Annotated in this window: 17 protein-coding genes; 5 read left to right on the top strand and 12 right to left on the bottom strand. The window is 64.1% G+C overall.

The window, feature by feature from the left end:
• Positions 1–167 precede the first annotated feature (167 nt).
• Entirely contained in the window at positions 168–4223 is a 4056-nt protein-coding gene (locus JOE31_RS09175; protein ID WP_209748289.1) for an FtsK/SpoIIIE domain-containing protein, read from the top strand.
• Here JOE31_RS09175 and JOE31_RS09170 read toward each other — a convergent pair.
• Entirely contained in the window at positions 4180–4635 is a 456-nt protein-coding gene (locus tag JOE31_RS09170) for a hypothetical protein (protein WP_209743511.1), read from the bottom strand. The two genes, JOE31_RS09175 and JOE31_RS09170, sit on opposite strands and share 44 nt — an antisense overlap.
• Before the next feature lie 240 nt (positions 4636–4875).
• On the opposite strand from JOE31_RS09170, the gene JOE31_RS09165 reads away from it, so the two are divergent.
• A complete protein-coding gene (locus JOE31_RS09165; RefSeq protein WP_003804966.1) occupies positions 4876–5124 on the top strand; it encodes a WhiB family transcriptional regulator in 249 nt (82 codons plus the stop codon).
• A gap of 82 nt (positions 5125–5206) precedes the next feature.
• Here the strand turns inward: JOE31_RS09165 and JOE31_RS09160 are convergent, their stop codons facing one another.
• The 4 genes from JOE31_RS09160 to JOE31_RS09145 are packed head-to-tail and all read right to left on the bottom strand — an operon-like array spanning position 5207 to position 13572.
• Positions 5207–6676 carry a sensor histidine kinase gene (locus JOE31_RS09160; protein ID WP_209743509.1) on the bottom strand — a complete coding sequence of 490 codons (1470 nt, stop codon included), beginning with the start codon at positions 6674–6676 and terminating at the stop codon, positions 5207–5209.
• A 33-nt stretch (positions 6677–6709) separates the two neighbouring features.
• On the bottom strand, positions 6710–11563 hold the full coding sequence (locus JOE31_RS09155; protein WP_209748287.1) for an NAD-glutamate dehydrogenase: 4854 nt from the start codon (positions 11561–11563) through the stop codon (positions 6710–6712).
• A gap of 57 nt (positions 11564–11620) precedes the next feature.
• Positions 11621–12931, bottom strand: coding sequence for a chromosome partitioning protein (locus JOE31_RS09150; protein ID WP_209743507.1), 1311 nt, complete (start codon positions 12929–12931; stop codon positions 11621–11623).
• Entirely contained in the window at positions 12928–13572 is a 645-nt protein-coding gene (locus tag JOE31_RS09145; RefSeq protein ID WP_209743505.1) for a hypothetical protein, read from the bottom strand. Before JOE31_RS09145 ends, JOE31_RS09150 begins: the two co-directional genes overlap by 4 nt.
• Before the next feature lie 154 nt (positions 13573–13726).
• Here JOE31_RS09145 and JOE31_RS09140 point away from each other — a divergent pair, with 154 nt between their 5' ends.
• Positions 13727–13942 carry a helix-turn-helix domain-containing protein gene (locus JOE31_RS09140; RefSeq protein ID WP_209743503.1) on the top strand — a complete coding sequence of 72 codons (216 nt, stop codon included), beginning with the start codon at positions 13727–13729 and terminating at the stop codon, positions 13940–13942.
• Between the two features lie 43 nt (positions 13943–13985).
• On the opposite strand, the gene JOE31_RS09135 is transcribed toward JOE31_RS09140, so the two are convergent.
• Positions 13986–14564: a hypothetical protein gene (locus JOE31_RS09135; RefSeq protein WP_209743501.1), complete on the bottom strand. Its 579-nt coding sequence runs from the start codon at positions 14562–14564 to the stop codon at positions 13986–13988.
• Between the two features lie 145 nt (positions 14565–14709).
• On the opposite strand from JOE31_RS09135, the gene JOE31_RS21825 reads away from it, so the two are divergent.
• Both JOE31_RS21825 and JOE31_RS09125 read left to right on the top strand, forming a co-directional pair.
• On the top strand, positions 14710–15519 hold the full coding sequence (locus JOE31_RS21825; RefSeq protein ID WP_209743499.1) for a LysM peptidoglycan-binding domain-containing protein: 810 nt from the start codon (positions 14710–14712) through the stop codon (positions 15517–15519).
• Between the two features lie 53 nt (positions 15520–15572).
• Positions 15573–16121 (top strand): Rv3235 family protein, encoded by a 549-nt coding sequence (locus JOE31_RS09125; protein ID WP_245199085.1) that lies wholly within the window; start codon positions 15573–15575, stop codon positions 16119–16121.
• 132 nt (positions 16122–16253) lie between these two features.
• Here the strand turns inward: JOE31_RS09125 and secA are convergent, their stop codons facing one another.
• From secA to mtrB, 6 genes are all read right to left on the bottom strand, one after another.
• On the bottom strand, positions 16254–18992 hold the full coding sequence (secA, locus tag JOE31_RS09120) for a preprotein translocase subunit SecA (RefSeq protein WP_209743497.1): 2739 nt from the start codon (positions 18990–18992) through the stop codon (positions 16254–16256).
• Between the two features lie 70 nt (positions 18993–19062).
• Positions 19063–20322 (bottom strand): winged helix-turn-helix domain-containing protein, encoded by a 1260-nt coding sequence (locus JOE31_RS09115; protein WP_209743495.1) that lies wholly within the window; start codon positions 20320–20322, stop codon positions 19063–19065.
• Between the two features lie 32 nt (positions 20323–20354).
• Positions 20355–21080 carry a ribosome hibernation-promoting factor, HPF/YfiA family gene (hpf, locus tag JOE31_RS09110; RefSeq protein ID WP_011692548.1) on the bottom strand — a complete coding sequence of 242 codons (726 nt, stop codon included), beginning with the start codon at positions 21078–21080 and terminating at the stop codon, positions 20355–20357.
• 171 nt (positions 21081–21251) lie between these two features.
• A complete protein-coding gene (locus JOE31_RS09105; RefSeq protein WP_209743493.1) occupies positions 21252–22178 on the bottom strand; it encodes a ComF family protein in 927 nt (308 codons plus the stop codon).
• 123 nt (positions 22179–22301) lie between these two features.
• Positions 22302–24023 (bottom strand): LpqB family beta-propeller domain-containing protein, encoded by a 1722-nt coding sequence (locus JOE31_RS09100; RefSeq protein ID WP_209743491.1) that lies wholly within the window; start codon positions 24021–24023, stop codon positions 22302–22304.
• Entirely contained in the window at positions 24020–25882 is a 1863-nt protein-coding gene (gene mtrB / locus JOE31_RS09095) for an MtrAB system histidine kinase MtrB (RefSeq protein ID WP_209743489.1), read from the bottom strand. The genes JOE31_RS09100 and mtrB overlap by 4 nt, the downstream gene beginning before the upstream one ends.
• Between the last annotated feature and the right edge of the window lie 76 nt (positions 25883–25958).

The raw sequence follows: 25958 nt of genomic DNA, 5'->3' as shown, positions 1-25958 counted from the left end.
ATGTTGTGCATTGGCTGCTGCTCTAGCCTACCCGAGACTATGCCGACACTAGTGAATCCCGGGACCGGGCCGGGCTTATCCACATAGGCCATTGCGGCCGATGCCACGCGGCGGTGCCCGGCGGTAGCTTGGGCAGAAATCTACTCCTTCCCAACGGAAAGCACGTGATGACGCTCCACTGCACCCTGGTCCGGGGGCCCGACGCCGGCAGCGCCGGTCCCCCGATCGAACTCACTATTGAGTCCCCGCCCGGGGGTGCCGGCCTCGTGCTGCAGCAAGCCCTGGAGCGGGACTACGGCACGGGGCAACTGTCAGTATCAGGTCTTCCGTTGTCCGGCCTCATTCTGGGCGCCCCGCCGTTGGTCAACGGGGCCGTCATCGTTGACGGGGCCGGAGAAAGACCTCCAGAGGTCGGCGACGGAAGGTCCGCGACGCTGCTGATCGCCGTACACAGCGGTCCGGCCGCAGGGACAGTGGTGCCCCTGCGGCGCGGCACGTACCGGATCGGCCGCAGCGGCACGGAAATCGCCCTTCCGGATGCTGCCCTGTCGCGCGAGCATGCCAGGTTGGACGTCACGGACACGGCTGTCACCATCGCCGATTTGGATAGCGTCAACGGGACCTTCGTGGATGGAAAGCGGGTGGCGCAGGCTTCGGTTTCGACGTGCTCACTCATCAGCTGCGGGAATTCGACGCTGTCCATAGTGTTCGGTCCCGGGCCGGCATGTCGGCTTCCGGAGTGGGAGTCGGCCGGAGCCAGCGTGGCCGAGCCACTGAAGATTCCGCATCGGCCGGAAGGGGGCAACAGAGGTGTTCTCCTCCTCACCGCGGCACTGCCGCTACTCATTGGCGTGGGTCTGGCAGTCATCACCGGGATGTGGATGTTTCTGGCGTTTACGGCGGTTTCTGCGTTCTCGGTCCTCGTTCCCGTGATGGCCGGCCGCCGCCAGCGGCGCCGGCTCAAGTCATTGGTCACTGCCGCCGTTGAAGAGGACGTGGAACGACGACGACGGTCCGCGCCGTCGGCTGCCGAACTCGTTCTCAGGGGGCAAACCGACCATTCCGGTCCGCCAGAAGGACCGACGGTTCCCGACGACGTCACGCTGCGGCTCGGACTGGCAGAGCAATTGGCCAACATCAGCCTGGATCCGGCCGACCCGGACTTCGAGGCGCCACCTGCGGGGCTCATGCCCGTCACCATTCAGCTTTCTGGCCTCACATCTGTCCGTGGCCCGCAGCAGGACGTCGCCGGCCTGGTCCGGTTTGTGATCATGCAGCTCACAAGCTGCCGGTCTTCGGCGCTGACCCGGATCCTGGTGCACGGGCCACCCTCGTCCCTCCCGCTGACCGCCCGCTACCTGACGCCGGTAACGCTTTCGTCCAACCTGAGGACAACTTCACACCTTCTGGAGCGAGGCATAGACCGGGACCATGAACGTGGCGTACTAATACTGACCGGTGGCGCCGACGGCCCCGCCGGACTTCCAGGCATATCTGCCGCCGCGATCAGCCGAGGCTGGCAGGTTCTTGACTGTACACAGGCCGGTACCGCCACATCGGGCAGTCTCATCGAACTGGGTGGTCCCGCGGCCCGGGTAAGCGTTGCGGACTCCGCGACGGACTTCTTCCCGGATTTCGTCCCGGAAAGATTCTTCGACCGATATTGCCGAAGCATGGCACCGTCGTTTGAGCCCGGTCCGAGTTCCGGGCCGGCCGTGCCGCAGAACTGCTCCCTGGCCGACGTCCTTGCGGGTTCCGCCGCGGACACCTCGGCTCGTTGGGCTTCCGGGCACCGGAGTCCGGGCCTATCCGTTCCCATCGGGATGGCGGCACAGGGTCCCCGCATGCTGGACCTTGAGTCGGACGGCCCGCATCTCCTGGTGGCCGGCACCACGGGTTCCGGGAAATCCGAACTTCTCCGGAGCCTGGCGGCCGGACTTGCACTCAGCTACCCGCCAGATCGGATCAGTTTCCTCTTCATAGACTTCAAAGGCGGTTCGGGCCTGGGTCCGTTGACGGGGCTTCCCCACTGCGTGGGTATGCTCACAGACCTCACCAGGCACGAGTTGGAACGCGCGCTGACCTCCCTCCGCGCGGAAATCCGGTACCGGGAGGAAATGCTTGCCGCCGCGCAGGCCCCGGACCTGGCGGGCTACAGGTCCGCGGGCTACCCGGCCGGTCCGCTTCCCAACCTGGTCCTCATCATCGACGAATTCCGAATGCTCGTCGAAGACGCCCCTGAAGCGCTGAAGGAACTGATGAGAATCGCGGCGATCGGACGGTCGCTGGGCATCCACCTGATCATGGCCACGCAGCGACCCCAGGGAGCGCTTACGGCGGACATCCGCGCGAACGTCACCACCAGTATTGCGCTGCGCGTCCAGTCGGAAATGGAATCGGTAGACATCATCAATTCCAGGGTCGCCGCCGGAATTCCCCTGTCCAGCCCCGGACGGGCCTACTTCGCCCGCGGGATGGAGGATCCCGTCGAGTTTCAGACGGCCTCCCTGGCCGGTGCCGAAGCTGCGTTGGGTGCTTCCGCGGTCCGGGTCCGCGGCGCTGTGGAGGCCCTCGGGGCGTCCGCAACTGACCCGGCCGTGTATGCAGCCCCTGCGCTGGCACCCTCTCCGGCGCGGGCAGCCGGCCCTCTTGTCACATCGCTGGTGCAACTCTGGGACAGCATGGGAGGCGTCGCGCCCCGCCGTCCCGTGGCCATGCCGTTGCCATCGATAGTGTCCCTTCCCGGCACCGGCGCGGAAGACAATTCCGATCCCTGCGGCTGGTCCGTACAACTCGGACTACTGGACGAGCCCGGCCGGCAGCGGGTTTCCCGGCTGGGATGGCAACCGTCCGGCCACGGCCATCTGGCCCTCATCGGCGGAACAGGCAGCGGGGTGGACGAAGCCCTGGACCTGACCCTGCAGCAGCTGATCGCTCACGACGTGGAATCGCACGTCTACCTGCTCGACGCCGGAAACTCCTTCAGCTCCGTCCGTTCCCTGCCGCGGGTGGGCGCCGCGGCAGGGCTTCACGAACTTCGCCGGGCCGTCAGAATCCTGGAACGGGTTGCACTCGAACTGTCCCTGCGGCTTAGCCGCCCTGCGGAGGAGGCTGCGCGGCCGCCGCTTGTGCTGGTGCTTGCGGGCTGGGGTTCGTGGGTCTCATCGCTTCGGGCCGGGCCACTGGCCTGGGCGGAAGACCTGGTTCAGGACATCATCCGGGACGGTGCCAAGGCTGGCGTGACGGTGCTCCTTGCCGGAGACCGGGAGGTAGTAACGTCCCGATACTTCGCGTCCGTCCCCAACCGGGCCTTCTTTCCCACCGGCTCCACTGAGGAGGCCCGACTTGCCTGGCCGCGGCTGCCGGACGTCTCAGCGGTCCGCGGACGGGCAGTCGTATTCGGTGCGTTCACGGGCAGCCAGGGATCGGCAGCCCAGTTTTATGCCGCGCCCCCTGCGGGAATGACAACCACGGCCACGGTTAAGGAACCAGCCGTCAGGCCTTTCAGAGTCGAAGCGCTGCCCACACGTCTGAGCGTGTCCGATGTCCTGGCGCGTGTCACTGCCGTCGCGGCGTCAGCTGCAAGCAGGGAGGCCGGCGCCGGAGGCATACACAAGAACCGCAAAATAGTCATCGGCATCACCGGTGACGAACTTGTCCCGGCGGTTGTCCCCCTGACACCGGGAAGCGTCTTGCCGGTTCTGGGAGGCCCATCTTCCGGCAAGAGTTCCCTTCTTGCAGCCATTCCGCACTTGAATACTGATGCTGCCGGATGGTTCTTTCCCGGCCCCCAGGATATTGCAGCCAACTATTGGGCGGGCGTTCTGGCTGGCGCTGATTCCGGCGGTCTCACCAACGACTCAATATTGCTCGTGGATGATGCCGATATGCAGACACCGGAAGCGAGCCGGCACCTGGCAGCCCTGCACGGGTTGGGGTTCTCGATAATACTGACGGCGGGGTTCAGCCCGACACTCAGCCACCGGGTGCCGCTGGCTGCACACGCCCGCGGGCAGGGTACTGGAATCCTTATCGGGCCGAGGAACATCATGGACGGCGAGTTCTTCGGCATCCGCTTCGAGGTGGAAGCCAACCCGCCGCCCGGGCGGGCGGTCCTGATTGCCGAGGGCCGGACAACTCCCGTGCAGCTGGCAGCCGGACCCGGTCCGCACGCGCAGGTCACAGAGCGGGAGGTGCCCCGCCGGCCCGCGAAGCAAAACTGATCACTGTCTTGTTGAACAACAGCACCACTGCGCTGACCGCGGGGATGACCATGGCGATTCCCGCGGCAATGTAGCCGCCGCTAAGCGTCGGAAATCCTATCGTCAAGACAAACAACTGGGCCACCAGGGCCCCTGCCCTGGGCCACCGGAATCCCCGGAAGAGGAAATACGCAACAGCGTAGAGCCAGGCGGCAAAGGACAGCAGGAGCGCCAGGGTGAACACAGCTCCCCAAAACGAAAGCACCGGCGCTCCCGTGACCAGCTGAATGGCATACCAGCCGGCTGCCACAAGGAGAGCCGTGGCTTCCACGGCCACGATCAGGGATAGCACGGTGACGGCCGGGGGCCGGGCAGCCCGGGCTCCCGGGGAGGCGGAACTGGGGCCGGCGTGGTTCTCTGGGGGTCTTGACACACTGGCACCATACCGGACATAGTCGGTTAGCGGGGAGGGCGCTGGCGACCTATGTGACGTATCGCTCACGCTTAAGAGGCACTTCTTAGACGATTACCCCTTGTTTACACAGCGTTAACATGACACGCTTAATTCAGATGACCAAGGGGACCCGGCAGGGTCCCTTTCTTATGTAGCCTCTAGTGAATATTTTCACAAGATGCTTCCAACGAGTTCCCAGGAATGGAGTGACTGATCAGCATGGATTGGCGTAACCGCGCAGCGTGCCTCGACAAGGACCCGGAGCTGTTCTTCCCAGTAGGAAACACCGGGCCGGCTCTCCTCCAGATCGAGGAAGCGAAAAGTGTGTGCCGCCGCTGCCCGGTGGTGGACACCTGCCTCCAGTGGGCCCTCGAATCGGGACAGGACGCCGGAGTCTGGGGCGGAATGAGCGAAGACGAGCGCCGGGCCCTCAAGCGCCGTGCTGCACGCGCCCGTCGGGCTTCCTGACCACGGATATTCCAGCCTTCGGGCCAAAGGCAGAGGCCGCGGACTTCACAGTCCGCGGCCTCTGCCATTTAAGGGTCCTGCCTCATCGGTTCTGCAGGTTCAGTACGATCTGCACGGCAGTGCCGCCGCCTTCACGGGGTTTCCACTGGATACTCCCGCCGAGCTCGCTCGTGACAAGGGTCCGGACGATCTGCAATCCCAGACCCTCGACGTGAGGCGTGTCCGGCAGGCCGACGCCGTCATCGGCAACAGTGACTGTCAGGAACTCGTCTCCGTCATCACCTTCCGACCGGTCGGCCAGGAGCCAGACAGTTCCGGTCCTTCCCTCCAAGCCATGTTCTACGGCGTTCGTCACCAGCTCGTTGATTACCAAGGCCAGCGGGGTGGCGAAATCACTGGGGAGCTCACCAAACAGCCCGGATCTCGCCGTCTTGACCTGCTGTGAGGGTGACGCGACTTCGGCCGAAAGACGGAACTGACGGCCAATCAGCTCATCGAAGTCGACGCTCTGCGTCAGCCCCTGGGAAAGCGTCTCGTGGACAAGGGCAATCGTTGCGACTCGTCGCATGGCCTGCTCCAGGCCCTGCTTGGCCTCATCACTGACCATCCTTCGCGACTGCATCCGCAACAGCGCCGCCACGGTCTGCAGGTTGTTTTTCACCCGGTGATGGATCTCGCGGATGGTGGCGTCCTTGGTTACGAGTTCCATTTCCCGGCGCCGAAGTTCAGAAACGTCACGGCAGAGCACCAGAGCCCCGAACCGCTGCTGCTCATCCCGCAACGGGATGGCCCGAAGTGACAAGCTGACTCCTCGGGATTCGATTTCGCTGCGCCACGGCATCCTGCCGGTCACGACGAGCGGCAGGGTTTCGTCCACCATGCGACGGTCCCGTAGCAGTCCTGCTGTGACTTCTGCCAGGGACCTGCCTTCGAGGGATTCACCGTCACCAAGGCGCCGGAATGCCGATACCCCGTTGGGGCTGGCATACTGCACAATTCCGTCGGCGTCGAGCCGGATCAGACCGTCGCCCACCCGCGGGGCGCCGCGGCGGGACCCGGTCGGCGAAGCAAAGTCGGGCCACAGGCCAAGGGTACCCATCCGCAGCAGGTCGTAGGCGCACTGCCGGTACGTCAATTCGAGCCTTGACGGCATCCGTGAACTGGACAAGTCCATGTGTGTGGTCACCACAGCCAGCGTCCGGCCGTTTCTGACCATGGGAACTGCTTCGACCCGGAGGGCCATGTCGCTGCTCCAGTTGGTTTCGCTGGACCGCTCAATGGTCCGGCTGCTCCAGGCCTTGTCAACCAGGGGCTGCAGATCCGACCTGATACCCTCCCCCACGAAGTCGGTGTGGAACACCGTGTGCGTGGTGGAGGGGCGGACGTGGGCCAGAGCCACGTAGCCAAACTCAGGATGCGGAAACCACAATGCAAGGTCAGCGAAGGCGAGGTCGGCGACCATCTGCCAGTCGCCCACCAGGAGGTGCAGCCACTCGGCATCCCCCGGCCCAAAATCAGCATGTTCCCTGATGGGGTCCGTAAAGATTGCCACTACACCTCCAGATTCGACGCTTGGAACGGGTCCCTAGCGTCGGACGATTGACCTCAAGAGCCTCAATGCTACCGACAGTGACGCCATATCGTCCGCTTCGAGTGAGTTGACCTCGTCAAACATGCTCCTGGCACGGTTGAGCTGCTCGGCATTCAGGCCTTCCCAGTCCAGGACCCGGCCCTCCGCGGGGGCTCCGGCAGAGGTGGACTCAAGGACCGACGTCGTAATGTCCGAAATCGTGGAGTAAAGGTCGTCGCGCAAGGCAGCGCGGGCAAGTGCCTGCCAGCGGTCCCGCCTCGGAAGCTTGGTGATCCGTTCCAGGAGGGAGTCCACATGGAAGCGGTCAAACACCGTGTAGTACACGTGCGCAATGTCCTCCACCGGCTCCGGACTGATGTGGGCAATCTTGGCGATGTCGAGCAGCACAAAGCTTTCGAACAGCTCGGCCCAGCGGTGGGCAAGTTCCTCCGGAAGTTCCCAGCTTCGGGCTTTTTCCAGCCACGCGGCGACGCGTGCACGGTCTTCACCACGCAGGTAATCGAGGAGACGGGCACGCATCGGATCCATCAGCGGCTTGAATTCGTCCACGATTTCCGAAATCGGCCGGGAGGCGCTGCCCTGGCCCAGCACCCACCGGACCGCGCGGTCCAGAAGCCGCCGAATGTCCAGGTGGACGGTGCTCCAGTGCTCGGTCGGGAAGGAGGCCGGCAGTTCGTTGAGCTCTCCCACCATGACGTCCAGCTCGTAGATCTCGCGGAGGGCGACGAATGCTTTGGCCACGGCCGCTTCGTTGGCGGAGGTTTCCTCAAAGGTGCGGAACGCGAACGTAATGCCGCCGAGGTTGATCATGTCGTTGGCCACGACAGTGGCGATGATCTCCCGCCGCAGCGGATGGGTGTCGAGCTCGGCGTCGAACCTCTCCCGAAGCTGCTTGGGGAAGTACTCGCGCAGGGTCTGCCTGAACCAGGGATCGTCCGCGAGATCGCTCTCACGCAGCGCCGTGGCGAGTTCGATCTTCGCGTAGGCCGCCAGCACCGAAAGCTCGGGCGAGGTCAGTCCCTGCCCCTGTTCCAGGCGTTCACGAAGCGTCGCCGTTGTCGGCAGGGCTTCAAGCTCCCGTTTGAGGTCGGCGGATTTCTCCAGCCAGTCCATGAGGCGCTCATAGCTGGGGCTCCACTCCGCAACACGGATGCGGTCGTTGAGGAGCAGGATGTTCTGGTCGATGTTGTCTTCCAGGACGAGCCGCCCGACTTCATCCGTCATCGATGCCAGGAAGTCCGCCCGCTCCGCGGCCTCGAGCTTGCCTGCGGCAACCATGCGGTCAACAAAGATCTTGATGTTGACCTCGTGGTCCGAGCAGTCGACGCCGGCCGAGTTGTCGATGGCGTCGGTATTCAGGATGACTCCCTGAAGCGCTGCTTCAATACGTCCGCGCTGGGTCATGCCCAGGTTTCCGCCTTCTCCGACCACTTTGACGCGGAGGTCGCGGCCGTCGACGCGGATGGCGTCGTTCGCTTTGTCACCCACCTCGGCATGCGTTTCGGTGCTTGCCTTGACATATGTTCCGATGCCGCCGTTGTACAGCAGGTCCGCTGGCGCCAGGAGAATGGCTCGAAGGAGTTCCGGCGGGCTCAGTTCGGTGGTGCCGTCAGGCAGTCCGAGGGCAACGCGCACCTGATCGGAGACCGGAATAGACTTTGCCTGCCGTCCGAAGACGCCGCCGCCTTCGCTGATGAGGGATTTGTCGTAATCGTCCCAGGAGGACCGAGGCAGATCGAAGAGCCTCTGCCGCTCTGCATAGGACGTCGCCTCATCGGGATTCGGATCCAGGAAGATGTGGCGGTGGTCGAATGCCGCCAACAGCCGGATGTGCTGCGAAAGCAGCATTCCATTGCCAAAGACATCCCCGGACATATCGCCGACGCCCACCACTGTGAACGGCTCCGACTGGGTGTCCAGGTCCAGTTCGCTGAAGTGGCGCTTGACCGATTCCCACGCGCCGCGCGCCGTGATCCCCATGGCTTTGTGGTCGTAGCCCACGGAGCCGCCGGAAGCGAATGCATCGCCAAGCCAGAAGCCGTACTCTGCCGACAGCCCGTTGGCGATGTCCGAAAACGTTGCGGTTCCCTTGTCGGCAGCGACGACAAGGTAATTGTCGTTGTCGTCGTGGCGGACGACGTCGGCCGGCGGAACCACCGCTTCGCCGTCCGGAGTCGTGATCAGGTTGTCCGTAAGGTCCAGAAGACCACGGATGAACGTCTTGTAGCTTTCCACGCCCTCCGCCATCCACGCCGCCCGGTCGACGGCAGGGTCCGGGAGCTGCTTGGCGAAGAATCCGCCCTTGGCGCCGGTGGGCACGATGACGGCATTCTTGACGGTCTGTGCCTTAACAAGGCCAAGGATTTCGGTGCGGAAGTCCTCGCGCCGGTCAGACCAGCGCAGCCCGCCGCGGGCCACCTTGCCAAAGCGCAGGTGCACGCCTTCCACCCTGGGCGAGTACACCCAGATTTCGTACATCGGGCGCGGGAAGGCCAGGCCGTCGATCGCGGCCGGATTCAGTTTGAAGCTCAGGTACGGCTTCTGCTGGTAGAAGTTCGTACGGAGTGTTGCCTCGATGAGGTTCGCGAACGTCCGGAGCACACGGTCTGCGTCCAACGTGGCGACCTGTTCGATGGCGGCTGCAAGTTCCGCGCGGACGGTCGCCTGGCGCTCAGCCCGGACGTCGTCCTCGACGGCGGGGTCAAAGCGCGCCGCGAACAGGGCGCTCAGGGAACGAGTCACGTCGGGATTGGCCAGCAGCGTGTCGGCAATGAATCCGAACGAATTCGTGTTGCCCATCTGGCGCATGTATTTCGCATACGCGCGGAGGACCACAATCTGGCGCCAGTGCATGCCCTCGCGCAGGACCAGCCGGTCGAAACTGTCCGACTCGACATCACCGGAAACGGCGGCGCCGAAAGCGTCCGCCAACAACTGGCCGGTCGCGAGGGGGGCCACCCCCGCGGGGTATTTGAGACCGAGGTCGTACAGGAAGAAGTCCCGCTTGTCCGCCGTCTCGATCTCGAAAGGCCGTTCATCGAGCACTTCAAGACCAAGATTATGGAAGTACGGCAGAATCTGGCTAAGGCTCTTCGGCTCAAGCATGTAGAGCTTGACCCGGGCGTCCTCTTCAAGCGTGGCTCCGGCCCCCTCCGGCAGGTACACGTGGACCCCCGGCCGCTCCTGAGTGCCCTTTTCAGCCAGCTCGGCAGCCGACCCGTATTTCTCGAACCGCGCGATGTCCGTCAGGGCGTCCTCAACCTCGTAGTCCACGCGGTAGCTGGCGGGGAAGGCCTCAGCCCAGGCCGAGGCAAGCCCTTTGTTGTCGTCGTCGGTGGCGCTGGCACGCAGCACTTCGGTGATGCCCTCACTCCACGAACGAGCAGCCCGGACGAGCCTCTTCTCAAGCTCTTCAACATTGACGTCGCTGACGTCGGCGTCCTTGGGCAACCGGATACGGAAGAACAACCTGGCCAACGCGGACTCGGTCATCCTTGCCTCGTAGTCAATGGAGACTGCGTGGAAGGTCTCGCGGAGTTCCTGCTCAATGCGGAGGCGGACGTTGGTCGTGTAGCGGTCGCGGGGAAGATACACGAGTGCGGACATGAACCGACCGTAGATATCAGGCCTCAGGAACAGCCGGGTGCGCCGCCGCTCCTGAAGCCGCTGGATCCCGGTTGCCGTCGCAGCAAGGTCCGAAATCTCGATCTGGAACAGCTCGTCGCGGGGGTACGTTTCAAGGATGCCCAGCAAGTCCTTGCCGGAGTGCGAGTGCGGCGGGAACCCCGCATTGCGAAGGACAGCTTCAACCTTCTCGCGAACAATCGGAATGTTCCTAACGGAACCAGCGTAGGCGCTGGTGGCGAAGAGGCCGATGAACCGCTGCTCGCCGTTTACGTTTCCGGCGGCGTCAAAGCTCTTGACTCCGATGTAGTCAAGATATGCCGGGCGGTGCACTGTGGACCGGGAATTGGCTTTGGTAATGACCAGGGCGCGCTTTTCACGCGCCTTCCTGCGGCCAGCAACCGTGAGGTGCTGGACGTGGTGTCCGTCGGCTCCGCTGCGCAGCAGCCCGAGGCCGCTCTCCTCCCGCAGTTCCAGCACGTCCTCGCCGGACTCGTTGACGAGGTCATATTCGCGGTAGCCAAGGAAGGTGAAGTTGCCGTCGTCGAGCCACCGAAGGAGGTCCTGGGCCTGGCGCAGTTCCTCGATCTGCGAGGGGTTGGCCACGTTGTCCAGGTCCTGGGCGATCTGAAGCGCCTTGTTGCGCATCTTCGGCCAGTCTTCCACAGCTGCCCGGACGTCCCCGAGGACTCGTTCGATGCCTTCGATGAGCCGCGCATGCGCTTCCTCGCTGGCAGGTCCGATTTCGACAGCGATCCACGACTCCATATGCGAGGCGTTGTCGCCCTGGGCAATAAGGTGCGACAGGCTCGGCATGGCTGCAGTGTCGCCACTGGAAATGCCGATGCTGGACGGGACCCTGTCCACTTTTGTGAGCCGAGCGGTTTCCCGGTTACGCGTCACAACAAAAAGCGGGTGGAGGACGAGATGAATCGCCGAGTTCTGGCGAACGAGCTCGGCGTTTACCGAGTCCACCAGGAACGGCATATCGTCCGTGACGATGTACACGACGCTGCAATCGGGTTCGTCCACAATCCGGACGTTGGCCGTGCCCGGGACGCGGACAGCAGCCACCTCGCGGTGGGTTTCGGCGCGGGCGGCAAGGACATCCGGTGAGTAAGCCCGGGAGTCCTCCTCCGCTAGGTGCTCGTAGTAGTCTCCGAAGTACCCTTCACGGGCTCCGAGCAAAACGGACTGATCCTCCACGCTGGACCCAGACGACATCGACAAACGCCTCCATCACAAGTTCATAGTTGCCTCTTTGCAACCCTTATGGCGAGCCTAGCCCTTTAGATGACGCTTCGCTGTGGAAGAAAAGACAGAGGATCGGCGTTTTTGCTGGGCGGGTGCACAAACGATTTTCGCAATCGCCTGACGCAGCCCCGATTCGGGTGCGGCCTCGAGCAATAGGTTTCCGGACAACAGTGCCGTGTCACAGGAGACGCTGTCCGATGGGAGGAACGCGGATATGCCTTCCGCCGGCCCGTACCTTTCCCACGCCGCCCGGAGCTGACGCTCGGGGAAGCGGCCGGCGGCCGAAGCACGGACTTTGTTCAGGATCACCTGCGGCGACGCTTGGGGAACTGCAGCTTCAAGCTCGGAAAGGCCCCGGACCAGCCGCGGCACGCCAATGGAGTCGGCCGACCCCACAGCGTAAACGGTGTCCGCCAGTTCAAGGCTCCGAAGCGTGGCGGCGTTCCTGCGCGGGGCCATGGTGTCAAAACTGAGTTCTTCATCTGCCTCGAGGCAGAATCCGGTGTCCACAACTGTGTACTCTGCCACTTCACGGGCTTTCTCGAAGACCACGCCAAGGGCGGAAGCGCGCAACTCCGTCCAGCGATCAGCGCGTGTGATCCCGGTCAGAACCTGGAGCGTGCCCGTCTTCAGGGCGACTGGGGTGGCGATCTTCAGCAAGGCGTCGGCATCCAGTTGGCCCAGGTCGGCCAACCGGCAGGCCTGCGCCAGCCCCGCAGATTCGTCCAGCAATCCCAGTACTCCCGCGACACTCGCTCCATAGCTGTCAGCGTCGATCAGGAGGACTGAGTTGCCCGCAGCAGCCAGTTCACCGGCCATGTTGGCTGCCACCAGCGTCCGGCCCGGCGACCCGGCCGGACCCCATACGCTGATGATCCGGCCCGTACCGGACGGCTCTGCCTGGACATCAACTCCCGCGCCCGGCACGGTCCGGATGGCGGCACCCGTGTCTGCGAACCCGCGGTCATCCGCCTGAAACGAGCCGGGAGGCGCCCACTGGGCAACTGCGCCCGAGATCCTGCCCGCCAGTGCTGCCGAATCCACCCCCGCCGGCGCAACAGTAACGCCGATCGCGGTCAGCCGAGCCGTCTCGGCTGCGCTGTCCGTCAACGCAACGATCACGACCCCCACGGCTGTGAGCCGGTCAACAAGCGAAGCCGTCAGTTCGTCGCTTCCTTCGGCGACGACGGCTGCCCGCGCAAGTCCGCTCTGGCAGGCGGCCAGAAGCTCAGTCAGTTCCGAGCACCTCCGCACGACGGTGACCGGTCCATGGAGGCGTTCCAAGCCACCGACCAGGTCCTCGCGGGATTGCCCGACCGTGACCACCGGAATACTCATGAGGTTCCACCGCCCGGGTTCCAGACGACGGATATCTTGGCCTTGTTCGCCTGCGCTCCCAGCAGCCTCGGCATCTGCTCGTCAGTGACGAGCACCATGACCACAGTGGACCGGGAAGACCCCAGGGCGGTCGAGCCGGGAGTGACCTCGGCTATCTCGGCCCCGGGAAGCAGTAACTTCGGCTCGCTGAACCCGTTGCGGGCATCCGGAAGCGCCACCCAGGCGTCCACCCGCGAACCGGCGGCGACCTGCTCCGGCAGAGCTTCGTCGATGGTGATGGCAACCGGTTTGCGGTCTAGTGCATCGGGCTTGCCGAGGCTGTCCCGCGGGACCAACTGGTCCGGGCCGATGCGCTGGACCGCAACCACGCCTTCGGGAAGCCCGGCTTCCGCCGTGACGTAGTGCCCTTCGACGTCACCGAGCCTGACTTTTACCCGGTTGACGTTCTCCGCCGTGAGTTTCTCCCCCACGGCGATCGGCCCTTTTGCCGCATAGACCTCGGTGGTCTGGTCGGCCGCACTAACCAGCGAGACCACACCCGCCACGGACGCCAGAACCAGCAGGAATCCGAGCAGGAGCCGCGGATCCTTCCAGGAAGGCTTCTTCAGCCTGACTGCCGTAGTCGTCGTGCTTGCACTCACGTACTGCTCCCCCCATCGGTGCCGGCCGGGCTGGTTCGTGCGCCGGACTCCCTCATTGTTACGGCAAAACGGCCGGATCGAAAGTCACAAGGTCAAACGACGCCAAACTGTGGATAACCGCATCATTCGGCACCAATAGTGGCAAAATAGTGGCATGCCCCGATTTCTGACCCTCGCAGACGTAGCCGAACAGCTGCAGATCAACTCCCCGGCAGCCTACGCGCTCGTGCGAAGCGGGGAACTCAAGGCCATCCAGGTGGGGGGCCGCGGACAGTGGCGTGTCGAAGAAAAGATGTTGGAACAATACATCGAAGAGCGCTATGCCGAGGCGGACCGAATGATCCAGCAAACCAAGTCCAAGTCCGTCTGAGCCAGCGGCGGACGCTGAGGCGTCCTACTGCCGCGGATACATCCTACTGATGATGATCCGCGCCGCGGACGGACCGTAGCGCACCAAGCGACGAAAACGGTACCGACGCAATCTGACTGACATTGGCGGCACGGCGGGCTTCTCCGGGCCGGGTTACGGCCAGATCCAAATAGTCCCGCCCCACGCGGTCTATGACACCGCTCAACCCCGCGGCTTCCGCGGTAGCTCCGACGAGGACGACCGTGACATCAGCCCTGTCACGCGCCAGGGCGCGAAGTGCACTGGCCAGTCCCAGTTTTCGCCTGACGGATGACGGCTCCGACACTGCGAGCCTGCCCAGGCCCTGGTAGCGGGAAGCCGCTGCAAACGGAATCAGCACTTGGTGATATTGATCGTTGAGGAGCAGGCTCTCTCCCCCGACGTGGCTCAATGTTCCCTCGAACGCGGCACCGGATGCCAAATGGACCGCCACCCTGAGCCCAAGGGATCCGCGCAATCTGTCCGCCAACTCTATGCCCGCAACGTCCGCCCGCGACCTCTCGGCGATTTCTGATTCAAGCTCCAAGCGGTCAACTGAGGCCAACTGCGCCTCCAGGTCCTCAAACAAGGCATCCCATCGCATGCCGCAAATCTAGGCCGGTGCCGCCCGGCGGTCAATTCACGGCCGTCCCGCGGGCATCGAAAAAACAAATGACTAGACAAAACTCGAAGATGGAGGTCAAACTAGTTTTAGTTACATCAAACGGCATCAAACAGCATCAAATGAAGTGAGGAGCTGGGTCCTGGTGGTTTCACGCGGCAGGTTGCTCGGCTCGGACGCAACCCTGGCGGTGGCGATTTTGCTCCTTGGTTTCTTTCTGGCGGCAACCGGAGCCTCACTGATGGAGCGCTGGCAGCGGTCGTCTGCAAAGGCCCAGTCCCCGGACTTCGAAGACCTGCTCGGATTTGTCGTCAACACCGCAGGGCTCATCGTCGTCACCTGGTGGGTCCTGTCCATGCTGTCCGCATTCGCCTCCGCGGTCCTCGAGCGTGCCGGAAGCAACCGGGCTGCCGAAGTCACCGGAAAGTTCAGTCCAGCGTTCATGCGCAGGCTCGCCCTCGCCGCAGTCGGAGTCCAACTATTGGGGGCGCCGTTCGCCCATGCAGCGGCGGATCCGGCGGACCCTCGGTGGAGTCCAACGTCCAATCCCGCCACTGCAGCGGTTTGGACCCCCACCGGGCAGCCTGCTGACGGCCGCGCCACCCTTATGTCCGCCCTGCCCGCAGTATCCACATCCGTTGAGGGCTCGGATCCACGCTGGAAACCGAATGCACCCCACGTGGCCCCGGGTCCTTTGGCGGCACAACCTGCAAGATCCGCCCGCCAGCAACCTGGTGATGACCGCGGGCACGTCACCGTGGTGGCCGGGGACTCGCTGTGGAGCATTGCGGCCAGGCAGCTGGGCGGGTCCCAGGTGTCCGATCTCGATATCGCCCTGGAATGGCCGCGATGGTACGAGGCCAACAGGGCTGCCATAGGAGACAACCCCAACGCACTTCTTCCGGGACAGGTCCTCCGGCCTCCTTCCGGATCCTAGATCCGCAGCCGGCCATAGCTATCAAATATCCGTCATCAATCAGAGGAAGCATCATGAGCGCATTGCAGCTGGTCCCCACATCACCCGCGTTGGAACGCTCGGCGGCCGGTGAACAGCCAGCCCGCAGACTGGCAGCAGTCCCGGCAGCCGGCAGCCGTGCCCCGCTTCAGGGCGGGGCCGGCACGCCGTCAACGCCCCGGCCGGGCAACCCGGGTCAAGCCACCAAGAACGGGCCGACCCTGCAGATAGTGAGCGAGAACAAGGAGGTCTGTGCAATTACCCGCGGGACCGTCCAGGCCGCCATCGAAGTGCTGGCCGGAACACGTCCCATCCAGCAACTCTCCCGGAGGCTTGATCAGCGGTGCCTGGCCTCACTCCAGCACCGCGCGGCGCTGACCCGTCGGCTGGCGGCGGGACCCTCACCCACGGCAGGGCGCCTGCACCGTAATCCCGCAGTCAGATCGGTCCGCGCCTGCGAAGTCGCGTCCGGAGTCTACGAGGCAAGTGCCGTAGTAGTGGATGAACTAAGGGTTCGCGCAGTCGCCGTGCGGCTTGAGCGCAGCAATCAGGTATGGCGGATCACGGCACTGGAGATCGGCTGAGGGATCGGCCTGTATTCAATGTCCCGCCATCCTGGCGTTCAGACACCAATGGAATCAGGTGAGGACCGGAACAACTGTTCCGGTCCTCACTTGTGCTTTAATCTACTGCCGCTGAGGCAGCCCCTAGCGTTTCTAGCGCTTCTTCTTTTTCGGGGCCGGTTTCCGGGCGCCGTCCTGGGCAGCCTTGGCCGGATTCCCGGAACGCCCCGCCGACCTGCCTTCGACGCGGGTCTGGCTGGCGCCGTCTTCGCCCGGAGCAGTGTATTGCAGCTGGGCGGGCTTCTCCGGTGCTTCCAGTCCTGCTGCATGGATCTGCGGCTCATGATGCTCCGTGTGTTCCCCCGCGCCATCGGCGACAACGACGTCCTCAGCGGGGGTCACCTCAACCTCAAGGTTGAACAGGAAGCCAACGCTCTCCTCCCTGATGGCCTCCATCATGGCCTGGAACATGATGAATCCCTCGCGCTGGTATTCCACGAGCGGGTCACGCTGTGCCATGGCGCGGAGGCCGATGCCCTCCTTGAGGTAGTCCATCTCATAGAGATGCTCCTGCCACTTCCGGCCGATCACGGACAGAACCACGCGGCGCTCCAGTTCGCGCATGCTTTCGGACCCGATGGCCTGCTCCCGGGCCTGGTAAACCAGCCGGGCGTCGGAAAGAATCTCTTCCTTCAGGAAGTCCACAGTGATGCGGGACTTGCCGCCGGCCTCGTCGATGACGTCGTGGGATGTCACGCTGACCGGGTAGAGGGTCTTAAGGTTCGTCCAGAGCTGGTTGAAGTCCCAGTCGTCCCCGGTGCCCTCGGAGGTTGCTGCGTCGATGAGGGCAGTGATGGTGTCTTCGAGGAAGAACTGCACTTTCTCGTGCAGGTCATCACCTTCGAGGATACGGCGGCGGTCCCCATAGATGGCTTCACGCTGGCGGTTGAGGACGTCATCGTACTTGAGGACGTTCTTGCGCTGTTCCGCGTTGCGGCCTTCAACCTGGCCCTGCGCAGAGGCTATGGCACGCGAAACGAGCTTCGATTCGAGCGCGACGTCGTCGGGAACGGAGCTGTTCATGAGCCGTTCGGCCGCCCCCGAATTGAACAGGCGCATCAAATCGTCCGTCAAGGAGAGGTAGAACCGCGACTCGCCGGGGTCGCCCTGGCGTCCTGAACGTCCGCGGAGCTGGTTATCGATCCGCCGGGACTCGTGGCGTTCGGTACCGAGGACGTAGAGCCCGCCGAGGTCCAGCACTTCCTCGTGTTCGTCCTTCACCGCCTGCTTGGCGGCCTCGAACGCCGCGGGCCACGCGGCCTCGTACTCTTCGGAGTTTTCTTCCGGATCCAGGCCTTTGGCCGCCAACTCGGCGACGGCAGTGAATTCTGCGTTTCCGCCCAGCATGATGTCGGTTCCTCGACCGGCCATGTTCGTGGCTACGGTTACAGCACCCTTACGCCCGGCCTGCGCGACGATCGCGGCTTCACGGGCGTGGTTCTTCGCGTTAAGGACCTCGTGGCGGATGCCTTGCTTGGCCAGCAGCCGGGAGAGGTATTCGCTCTTCTCCACGCTGGTGGTTCCCACGAGGACAGGCTGGCCTTTTTCGTGCCGTTCGGCAATGTCCTTGACCACCGCGTCGAACTTGACGGCCTCGTTTTTGTAGACGAGGTCAGGCTGGTCAATGCGCTGCATGTCGCGGTTGGTGGGGATGGCCACCACGCCGAGCTTGTACGTGCTCATGAACTCGGCGGCTTCGGTCTCGGCGGTACCGGTCATGCCGGCAAGCTTGTCGTACATGCGGAAGTAGTTCTGCAGCGTGACCGTGGCCAGGGTCTGGTTCTCCGCCTTGATCTCGACGCCTTCCTTGGCCTCGATCGCCTGGTGCATTCCCTCGTTGTAACGCCGGCCGGCGAGGATGCGGCCGGTGTGCTCGTCAACGATCAGCACTTCGCCGTCGAGGATGACGTAGTCCTTGTCCCGCTTGAAGAGTTCCTTGGCCTTGATGGCGTTGTTCAGGAAGCCGATCAGCGGGGTGTTGGCGGACTCGTAAAGGTTGTGAATGCCCAGGTAGTCCTCGACCTTCTCGATGCCGGCCTCGAGCACGCCGACGGTGCGCTTCTTTTCGTCGACTTCGTAGTCTTCATCGGGCTTGAGCCGGATTACCACCTTGGCAAACTCGCTGTACCAGCGGTTGGTGTCACCCTGGGCCGGACCGGAAATGATTAGCGGGGTGCGGGCCTCATCGATGAGGATCGAGTCCACTTCGTCAACAATTGCGAAGTGGTGGCCGCGCTGAACGAGCTCGGACTTGTCCCAGGCCATGTTGTCGCGCAGGTAGTCGAAGCCGAATTCGTTGTTGGTGCCATAGGTGATGTCCGCGGCGTACTGCTCGCGGCGCACGGCAGGGTCCTGGTTGGACAGGATGCAGCCGCTGGTCAGGCCGAGGAAGCGGTAAACCCGGCCCATGAGGTCCGACTGGTATTCAGCCAGGTAGTCGTTCACGGTGATGACGTGCACCCCGTTGCCGGTGAGTGCGTTCAGGTAGGCCGGAGCGGTGGCCACGAGGGTCTTGCCTTCACCGGTCTTCATTTCGGCGATATTGCCCAGATGCAGGGCCGCGCCGCCCATCAGCTGGACGTCGAAGTGGCGCATGCCAAGCGTTCGGGAGGAGGCTTCACGGACTGCGGCGAAGGCCTCTGGCAGGAGGTCGTCCAGCTTCTCGCCGTCCTGGTGGCGTGCCCGCAGCCGGTCGGTTTCTTCGCGTAGTTCGGCGTCGGTGAAGGTCTGGAAGGAGCTTTCCAGGGCATTGATGGAATCGGCATAGTTCCGCAGTTGCCTCAGGGTTTTTTTGTCACCCGTGCGGAGAAGTTTTTCGATAAGTGATGCCACGTGAAGTTGCTCCCAGTCTCAAGCTGCCGAATTCTGGCGTGTTCAGTCTACGGGAGAGACACAGGGACGGTTACGCCTGTTCCCTCTCAGCGGATACACCGCTCCCTGCCCCGGACACGGCGTCTGCGAGCGCCGGTGCCAGGTCTCCTTTCCGGGACACAACAACCCGGTCCAGTTCCAACCACTCTGCCATGAGCTGCAGTTCCGCGGCGAGTTCGACGGCAGTGTCGGCGGGCGCCCCGGGCTCCGCGTGGGCAGCCTTCGCCAGCAGGAGGCCGTTGGCGCGGTCCGCCTTCAGGTCGATGCGGGCCACGATTCCGTCCCGCAGCAGGAAGGGCAGCACGTAATAGCCGAAGCGGCGCTTCGGCGCCGGGGTGTAGATCTCAAGGCGGTAGTGGAAGCCGAACAAGGCTTCAAGGCGCTGCCGCTCAAAGACCAGCGAGTCGAAAGGGCTCAGCAGTGCGCGCCCGGTGGCCGTGCGTGGCAGTTTCGCCTCGGCGTGCCGGTAGACGGACTTGTTCCAGCCGGCCACAGTGACGGGCACCAGCCTTCCGGTTTCGACGAGACGATCAACGGCTAGTGCTGAGGCACGCATCGGCGTCCGGAAGTAGTCGGCAAAACAGCGCAACGTGCCTATCCCGTGTGCCCGGGCAGCGGCTTCGATGAGGCGCACCAGCGCAGCCTCCTTGTCCGACCCGGCGTCCGGAACGCCCGGAACTGCCCCGGGCCGTTCGGGCAGGACCTTGGCGGTGAGGGTGTAGCGCCGTTCAAAGGATTCCGTGCGCGAAGCGGCCGAGATGAGGCCCGCTTCGAAGAGGTGCTCCAAAACCCGTTTGACGGCATTCCAGTTCCACCCCCAGTTGTCCTGCTGCCGGTCCTCCACGTGACCCAGGTGCGTGGTGAGTTCGGCGGCGGTCATCGGCCGTCCGGCGGCCAGGGTCTCGAGCACCCGGGTGGCGACACCGCACCGCAGCTCAGGGTCCATGGAGTGGGCTCCCACCCACTTCCGGCTTTGCCATAGGACCAGGTCCTGGAAATGGTCAGGACGGATAAAGCTCGCCTCGTGTGCCCAGTACTCCATCATGCGCCGCGGGTGAGCGCCCGCCATTCGCTGGAGGATGGCGCGGTCGTAGTTACCCAGGCGGGAAAAGAACGGCAGGTAATGGCTCCGCGAGAGCACATTGACGGAGTCGATCTGGACGAGGTGGAGGCGGGCAAAAGTACGGCCCACCGCCCGTGCAGTCACGGGTCCGGCGGGCCGTACCTTGTCCAATCCCTGGGCTGCCAGTGCGATCCGCCGCGCCTGTTTGAGGCTCAGCACTTCCTGCACGTCAGTCCCTTCGTTGGATGGTCAGCTCCAGCTTATGCGCTGGCTGGCTCATCCTCGGAGCGGTAGGCGAGGATCTTCTCTTCCAGCGGAGCCACACCCGGCTCGCAGGTCTGGTCAAGGGAGATCACACCATAGGTCCAACCGTCGCGGCGGTAGACGACGGACGGCGCTTTGGTTTCCTTGTCGACAAACAGGTAGAAGTCGTGGCCGACGAGTTCCATGTTGTCGACGGCGTCGTCGAGCGTGAGGGATGCCGCCGGGAATACCTTGCGGCGGATCAGAACAGGCGAATCCCCCGCAGGGATGTCGTTGTCGACGTCGTACGGCGACTTTTCGACCGGTGCGGCCTGGGGCTCCTGATGGTTGCTCGCCTCCACGTACAGAGGCTCCGTGGTGCTGGCCGGCTCAAGGCTGGCTGTTGCCTCGGTGACAGACTTGGGGGTGTGCCGGCCATGGTGGACCTTCTTGCGGTCCTTGGCCCGGCGCAGGCGTTCAAGAAGCTTGTTGTAAGCGAGGTCGAACGCGGCGAACTTGTCGGCGGCGCTGGCCTCTGCCCGAATGACGGGGCCCCGGCCCAAGACAGTCAGCTCGACCGTGAGCAACTCTGCGGTCTGGCGGGCCTTAGTCTCCTTGGAGACCTTCGCGTCCACCCGTTGGACCTTGTCTCCCAGCGATGCGATCTTTGAGATCTTCTCGTCGGCGTATTCGCGGAAGCGGTCTGAAACCGTCAAATTCCGTCCGCTGATCATGAACTCCATGGTGCCCTCCAAATGACTTCGGTGACACGACGGCGACACTTCCCGGGGCCGATCTGACTGACAGTCGAGCCCCTTTCCGAGCCGCTATCGACAGGTACAACTGATCTTGGTACCCACAACCGACGTTAGTTCATCGCTACCCGTTATTCACCTTTTCTTCGTTTATTTTTTTCAAAGTCGGCCGCCCATCACTGCTGTGACACGGGGAACGGCCGGTGGATCTGCCACGTCCGGCGGGCGTGTCGCCGCCAGTACGACAGCGCCCAGCACGACGCCTCCCGCCTGATGGACGGCCCGTGCTGCTTCCGCCAGCGTGGCCCCCGTGGTCAGTACGTCATCCACGATGATGCAGGGCCGTCCCCGGATGTCGGGCGCGGGGAACGCCGACCTTGCCCGCATGGAACCCCGGACACGTTTGGCACGGGCGCCTCGTCCGAGTCCTTTTTGCCCTCCCGCCATTGCATGGGCGGGAACCAGCGCCTGCAGCCGTTCGGGCAGGGCACTGGCGGATCCTGGCCACTGTCCGAAGGTCCTTCCCTTACGCAGTGCATCGGCCGGGCTTCCTCCGCCGAGGCGGCCGCTGCGGTCCAGGTTCCGCAACAAGAGGTGCACGGGGCTAAAGCCCCGCTTCCTGAACGCGCTGTTGGTGGTAGGTACGGGTATCAGGCAGAATCCGTCCATCGTGCCGGCGGCCCCTGTGATCGCCCTCCCAAGCGCCCTGGACAGCACCGATTCAAGCTGGCCCTGGCCGTATTTCTTGAACGACAGCACAGCCTGGGCGAGCTCCTCCCGATAGACCCCGGCGGCCACGACGGGAAGAATCACTGAACCGTTCACATCCATCAGGGCGGGTGCCTGGCCCTCGGCACGGAACGGGGTCCGCGTGAGCAGCCGCAGCGCCCGCTCACAGGGTCCGCACAGCGAGAAGTCTTCCGACCCGCAGCAGACGCACTCCACGGGTGCGGCGAGGGCCAGCAGTTCGCGGCCCGCGTCCGCTGCGCGGTCCGCGGCCCGCAGCCACCATCGTGCGTAATCGCTGCGGTGCTTTGCCGACGCCGGCGCAGGCGGCTCGAGATCGGGATCGGGGCTTCTTGTCACAGACCAAGCCTGCACCGCGGGGTATCCCGGCGGCAGCTCGCCGTTCGACTATGTGGGCCCGGCGCTTATGTGGATAACATCCAGCCCGTACAACCGGCCAGCACGGCGATGCCGGCAGCGGTGTCAGCCCGGGAATGACGGGTCCACGGGCCCCTTCAGCTGAGGCGACCAGCCGTTTCCAAGTCGCTGGAAGATACCGTCGGCGGACTGCCCGAAGATTTCCTCGGGTCCGTTGCCGGCACTGATCGCGGTGAGCCCGGGCCAGGGCGCCAATTGCTGGGGCTGCGATGCTGCGAGGGAGAGCAATTCCGGGGTGACGTTGTCAGTGGCCGACGCCTTCATGACGGCTACCGTCGTGTCACTGACCCATACCCCCTGGTCCGGTTCCCGGTCCGTCAGGAGGGTTGTTGGGGCGGTCAGGTCACGGGGGGTCCCGTCGGCATTGCGTACGATTCCGGTCACCTGCACGCGGGTCTTCCCGTTCTGCTCGGAAATCACGAGAGCCCGTACCCCCTCACGCGACACGCGGAATTCTTTGACGGTGCGTCCGGCGAGCCAGGCAGGCGCCAGCGTGACAGTGGGCATGGCGGCCGCTTCGGCAACGTTCGTGGGGCGGTAGGCAAGCACTTCCGTTGCCCCGTTGGCCCCGGGTCCGGCCGTCCAGACCCAGTCCTGCTGCCCGAACGACGGGTGGGTGAGGGTGGAGCGGGTGGTCAGTGCCCGGGCGGGCTGGCCCGGCACGATCGAGTAGAGGGTCGTCCGGCTGCCATTGAGGAACGCCACCGACTGCGAAACGGGCGATTCGGCAGGGGAAACCGGGCCGAGGGCGCCCACGGACTGAATGTCCGGCAACGGCGAAATGCGGTTGTTCTCGTACCGGACCAGTTGGCCGTCATTCACGGCAATCTGGCGGGCCGGGACGTTCTTGTCCCTGACCGGAGGCAGCACGGAGCCGTTGTCCTCGACCCGGACCAGGTCCTGGTTTGCCCGGAGTTCGACGTTGACGACGTCCGGCTGGCCACGGAAGGTAAGAGCCAGCTGGGTCTGCATCCTCAACCTGTCCTCGCTGGAGGCTTCGACGAGTTCCTTGGCCGAAAGGTCCACCTGGGCTGCACCGGAGACGACCGGAACGGACTCCCGCGTGAGCTTCATTCCTGACGGAAAGGCACTGACCACGGCCCCCTTGAGGTACGGGGCCGGCCCGCTGAGCAAGGCGCTGGTCATGGCTTTGACCGTTTTCTTCTTGTTGAACCACCGGACGTCGGGCACGGCGTACGTGAAGCCTGGATCGTAGAAGTAGATGGGGTAGGCGCCGTAAATCACCTTGAATGTCTGCTCGGGGATGGCAATTCCGTCAGGGATGGCTGAAATGCGCCACTGACCGTCCACCTGCGTCAGCGTCACCGGAATGTTTTCCTTGGTTCCTTCGGGGAACTGCGTCGCGATCCCGTCTGCATCGACCGAGTAGGCAACATCCAGTTCGTAATTGAAGACGTTTTCCACACCGGTCCGGACCACCCTGGTGGAGCGGAAAACGAGTGTGCGCTGATCCGGTTTCCAGGCAACGGAAGCTGCCTGCGTCAGGTATTCCCTCGCAACGGCGTAATCGTCCTCGTAGCCGCTGCCCGCGAGGTAGAAGTCTTCAATGACGGACTCCGGTCCGGCGCCTTCGCGTGGCGCCACCGGAAAGAAAACGGGCGCGTTGTTGGGCTTGCCGGCGCTCTCATCCGTACTTTTTCCCACCGGCCCGGAGCGCGGGATCTGTGCGCAGGAGGTCAGCAGCAGGAGCAGTAGCGTCATCAGGGCAAGGGCCGCGTTGCGCAACCGTGGTGGGGTGCCGGTCATGGTGTTTCTTCCGTTTCCGCCGCCGGCTGTGCATGTGGCGGCGCTGCCGACGGTCCTGCCGGTTCCATCCCCGGACGGGCATCCCCGCCGGGGGCCGGGACGGGCGCATCCGTCGAGTCCGCGGGCGATGCTGCGGTTCCCAGGAGCAGCATGGTTCCCTGCCCCGATCCGCCAGGCAATTCGACGTCGGCCGGTTCCAGCTGGAGCGGCGATTTGGAGATGACCTCGCCCTGCCTCAGCGGAAGTGTCAGCCTGAAGTTTGATCCCGTTCCCTTGCTGCCCCAGGCCTGAAGCCATCCGTTGTGGAGTTTCGTGTCTTCCGCGGCAATGGAAAGGCCCAGCCCGCTGCCGCCCGTGGTTCGCGCCCGGGCGGGGTCCGCCCGCCAGAAACGGTCAAAGACCCTTGCGGCCTCAGACTGCGTCATTCCGATGCCGTGGTCGCGGACAGCGACAGCGACGGCGGTTTCATTTGCAGCTACCGAAATATTGACCGGGTTCCCTTCGCTGTGCTCCAGCGCGTTGAGCACCAGGTTGCGTAGGATCCGCTCGATGCGCCGGTCGTCCATCTCTACCACGATGCTCTCATCCCGCGAATTAATGGTGACCTGCGAACCGTACTCCGCTGCGACGGGCCCTGCGTCCTCCACGACTTTCGCCACGAGCTGCAGGATATCGGTGGGTTCGGCGTCGAGCATGGCCACACCCGCATCGAACCGGGAAATCTCCAGGAGATCAGCGAGCAGGGACTGGAAGCGCTCAACCTGGTTGTAGAGCAGCTCAGCCGAGCGCTTGTTGATGGGGTCGAAGTCGTGCCGTGCGTCGTACAGGACCTCGGCCGCCATCCGCACGGTCGTCAGGGGCGTGCGAAGTTCGTGGGAGACATCGGAAACGAAGCGCTGCTGCATTTGGGACAGAGTCGCCAGCTGGGTGATCTGTTCCTGGAGGCTGGCAGCCATGTGGTTGAAGGACGCACCCAGCCGTGCCACCTCGTCCTCGCCCTTGACCACCATTCGCTCCTGGAGCTGACCGGCCGCCAGTTTCTCCGAGACCACCGCGGCATGGCTGACGGGGCTGACCACGTTCCGGGTCACGTACCAGGCGATGGCACCGATGATCAGGACCAGCACCGCTCCGCCGGCGAGCAGGACGTTCTGTATCTCGTCCAGGGTTTTCTGCGCGGTGTTCAGGTCGTAAATGAGGTACAGCTCGTACACAGTGCCGTTGAACGTGACTTTGTTGCCCACGGCGATGCCCGGACGGTCTTCGGTACCCACCGGGAATTCCGTGGATGCCCAGAACTGGTCTTTTCCGGACTCCTGGACTGCCTTCCGCAACTCGGGCGGAATGACACTGACCGTCAACTGGTCCGAAGCCCGCGATTCCACCCAGCGGTTGCGGGGCTTGGTCTGTTCCGGCATCGCCTCAAACACATACCGGCGCTGGATGACGTTTCCGCGGCCCTCCACGGCATTCAGGGTGTCGTACACCAACGTGATCACGCTGGACTGGTCGGTGACCTGGGCGCCGTCGAACGTGTCCTGGACCTGCTTGACGTTGTACAGGGTCTCCGACTCAGCCTGCGTCAGCCGTTCCTGGAACAGGTTGTTGGCGATCTGGTTCGACAGGTAGGCCCCGACCACGGCGAACGAGCCGATCGAGAGCAGCAGCGTGGTAAGCACTGTGCGGAACTGCAGGGAACGGCGCCAGCGCCTGTGCACGGCCCGCAGCAGGAACCGGACGCCGGGAAGGAGCCGGAGCAGCCCGGTCCGGACGAGCCTCGCGACCCGCAGTCCCACGATCCGGGCGCGGCGGAGCCAAATTCGGGTCCGGAACGGTACGTCCGAGAATACGCCGGCCATCGCGTCCGTATGCTCCGGAGCGCCGTGCGAGTGGGAGTGTTCCGTCTTTTGCGGGCGGGCTACCTCCGGCTCACGG

The sequence above is a fragment of the Arthrobacter sp. PvP023 genome, assembly GCF_017832975.1.
In the GTDB taxonomy this organism is placed as follows: Bacteria; Actinomycetota; Actinomycetes; order Actinomycetales; family Micrococcaceae; genus Arthrobacter.
Note: the sequence above shows the minus strand (reverse complement) of the source record. Positions and strands in the feature narration are given on the sequence as shown.

Coding starts and splice junctions, on each gene's coding strand:
- JOE31_RS09135 (WP_209743501.1), bottom strand. CDS start 14,564: ATGCGATGGGATGCCTTGTTTGAGGACCTGGAGGCGCAGTTGGCCTCA.
- JOE31_RS09125 (WP_245199085.1), top strand. CDS start 15,573: ATGAGCGCATTGCAGCTGGTCCCCACATCACCCGCGTTGGAACGCTCG.
- JOE31_RS09150 (WP_209743507.1), bottom strand. CDS start 12,931: ATGAGTATTCCGGTGGTCACGGTCGGGCAATCCCGCGAGGACCTGGTC.
- JOE31_RS09155 (WP_209748287.1), bottom strand. CDS start 11,563: ATGTCGTCTGGGTCCAGCGTGGAGGATCAGTCCGTTTTGCTCGGAGCC.
- JOE31_RS09100 (WP_209743491.1), bottom strand. CDS start 24,023: ATGACCGGCACCCCACCACGGTTGCGCAACGCGGCCCTTGCCCTGATG.
- JOE31_RS09165 (WP_003804966.1), top strand. CDS start 4,876: ATGGATTGGCGTAACCGCGCAGCGTGCCTCGACAAGGACCCGGAGCTG.
- JOE31_RS09175 (WP_209748289.1), top strand. CDS start 168: ATGACGCTCCACTGCACCCTGGTCCGGGGGCCCGACGCCGGCAGCGCC.
- hpf (WP_011692548.1), bottom strand. CDS start 21,080: ATGGAGTTCATGATCAGCGGACGGAATTTGACGGTTTCAGACCGCTTC.
- mtrB (WP_209743489.1), bottom strand. CDS start 25,882: ATGGCCGGCGTATTCTCGGACGTACCGTTCCGGACCCGAATTTGGCTC.
- JOE31_RS09140 (WP_209743503.1), top strand. CDS start 13,727: ATGCCCCGATTTCTGACCCTCGCAGACGTAGCCGAACAGCTGCAGATC.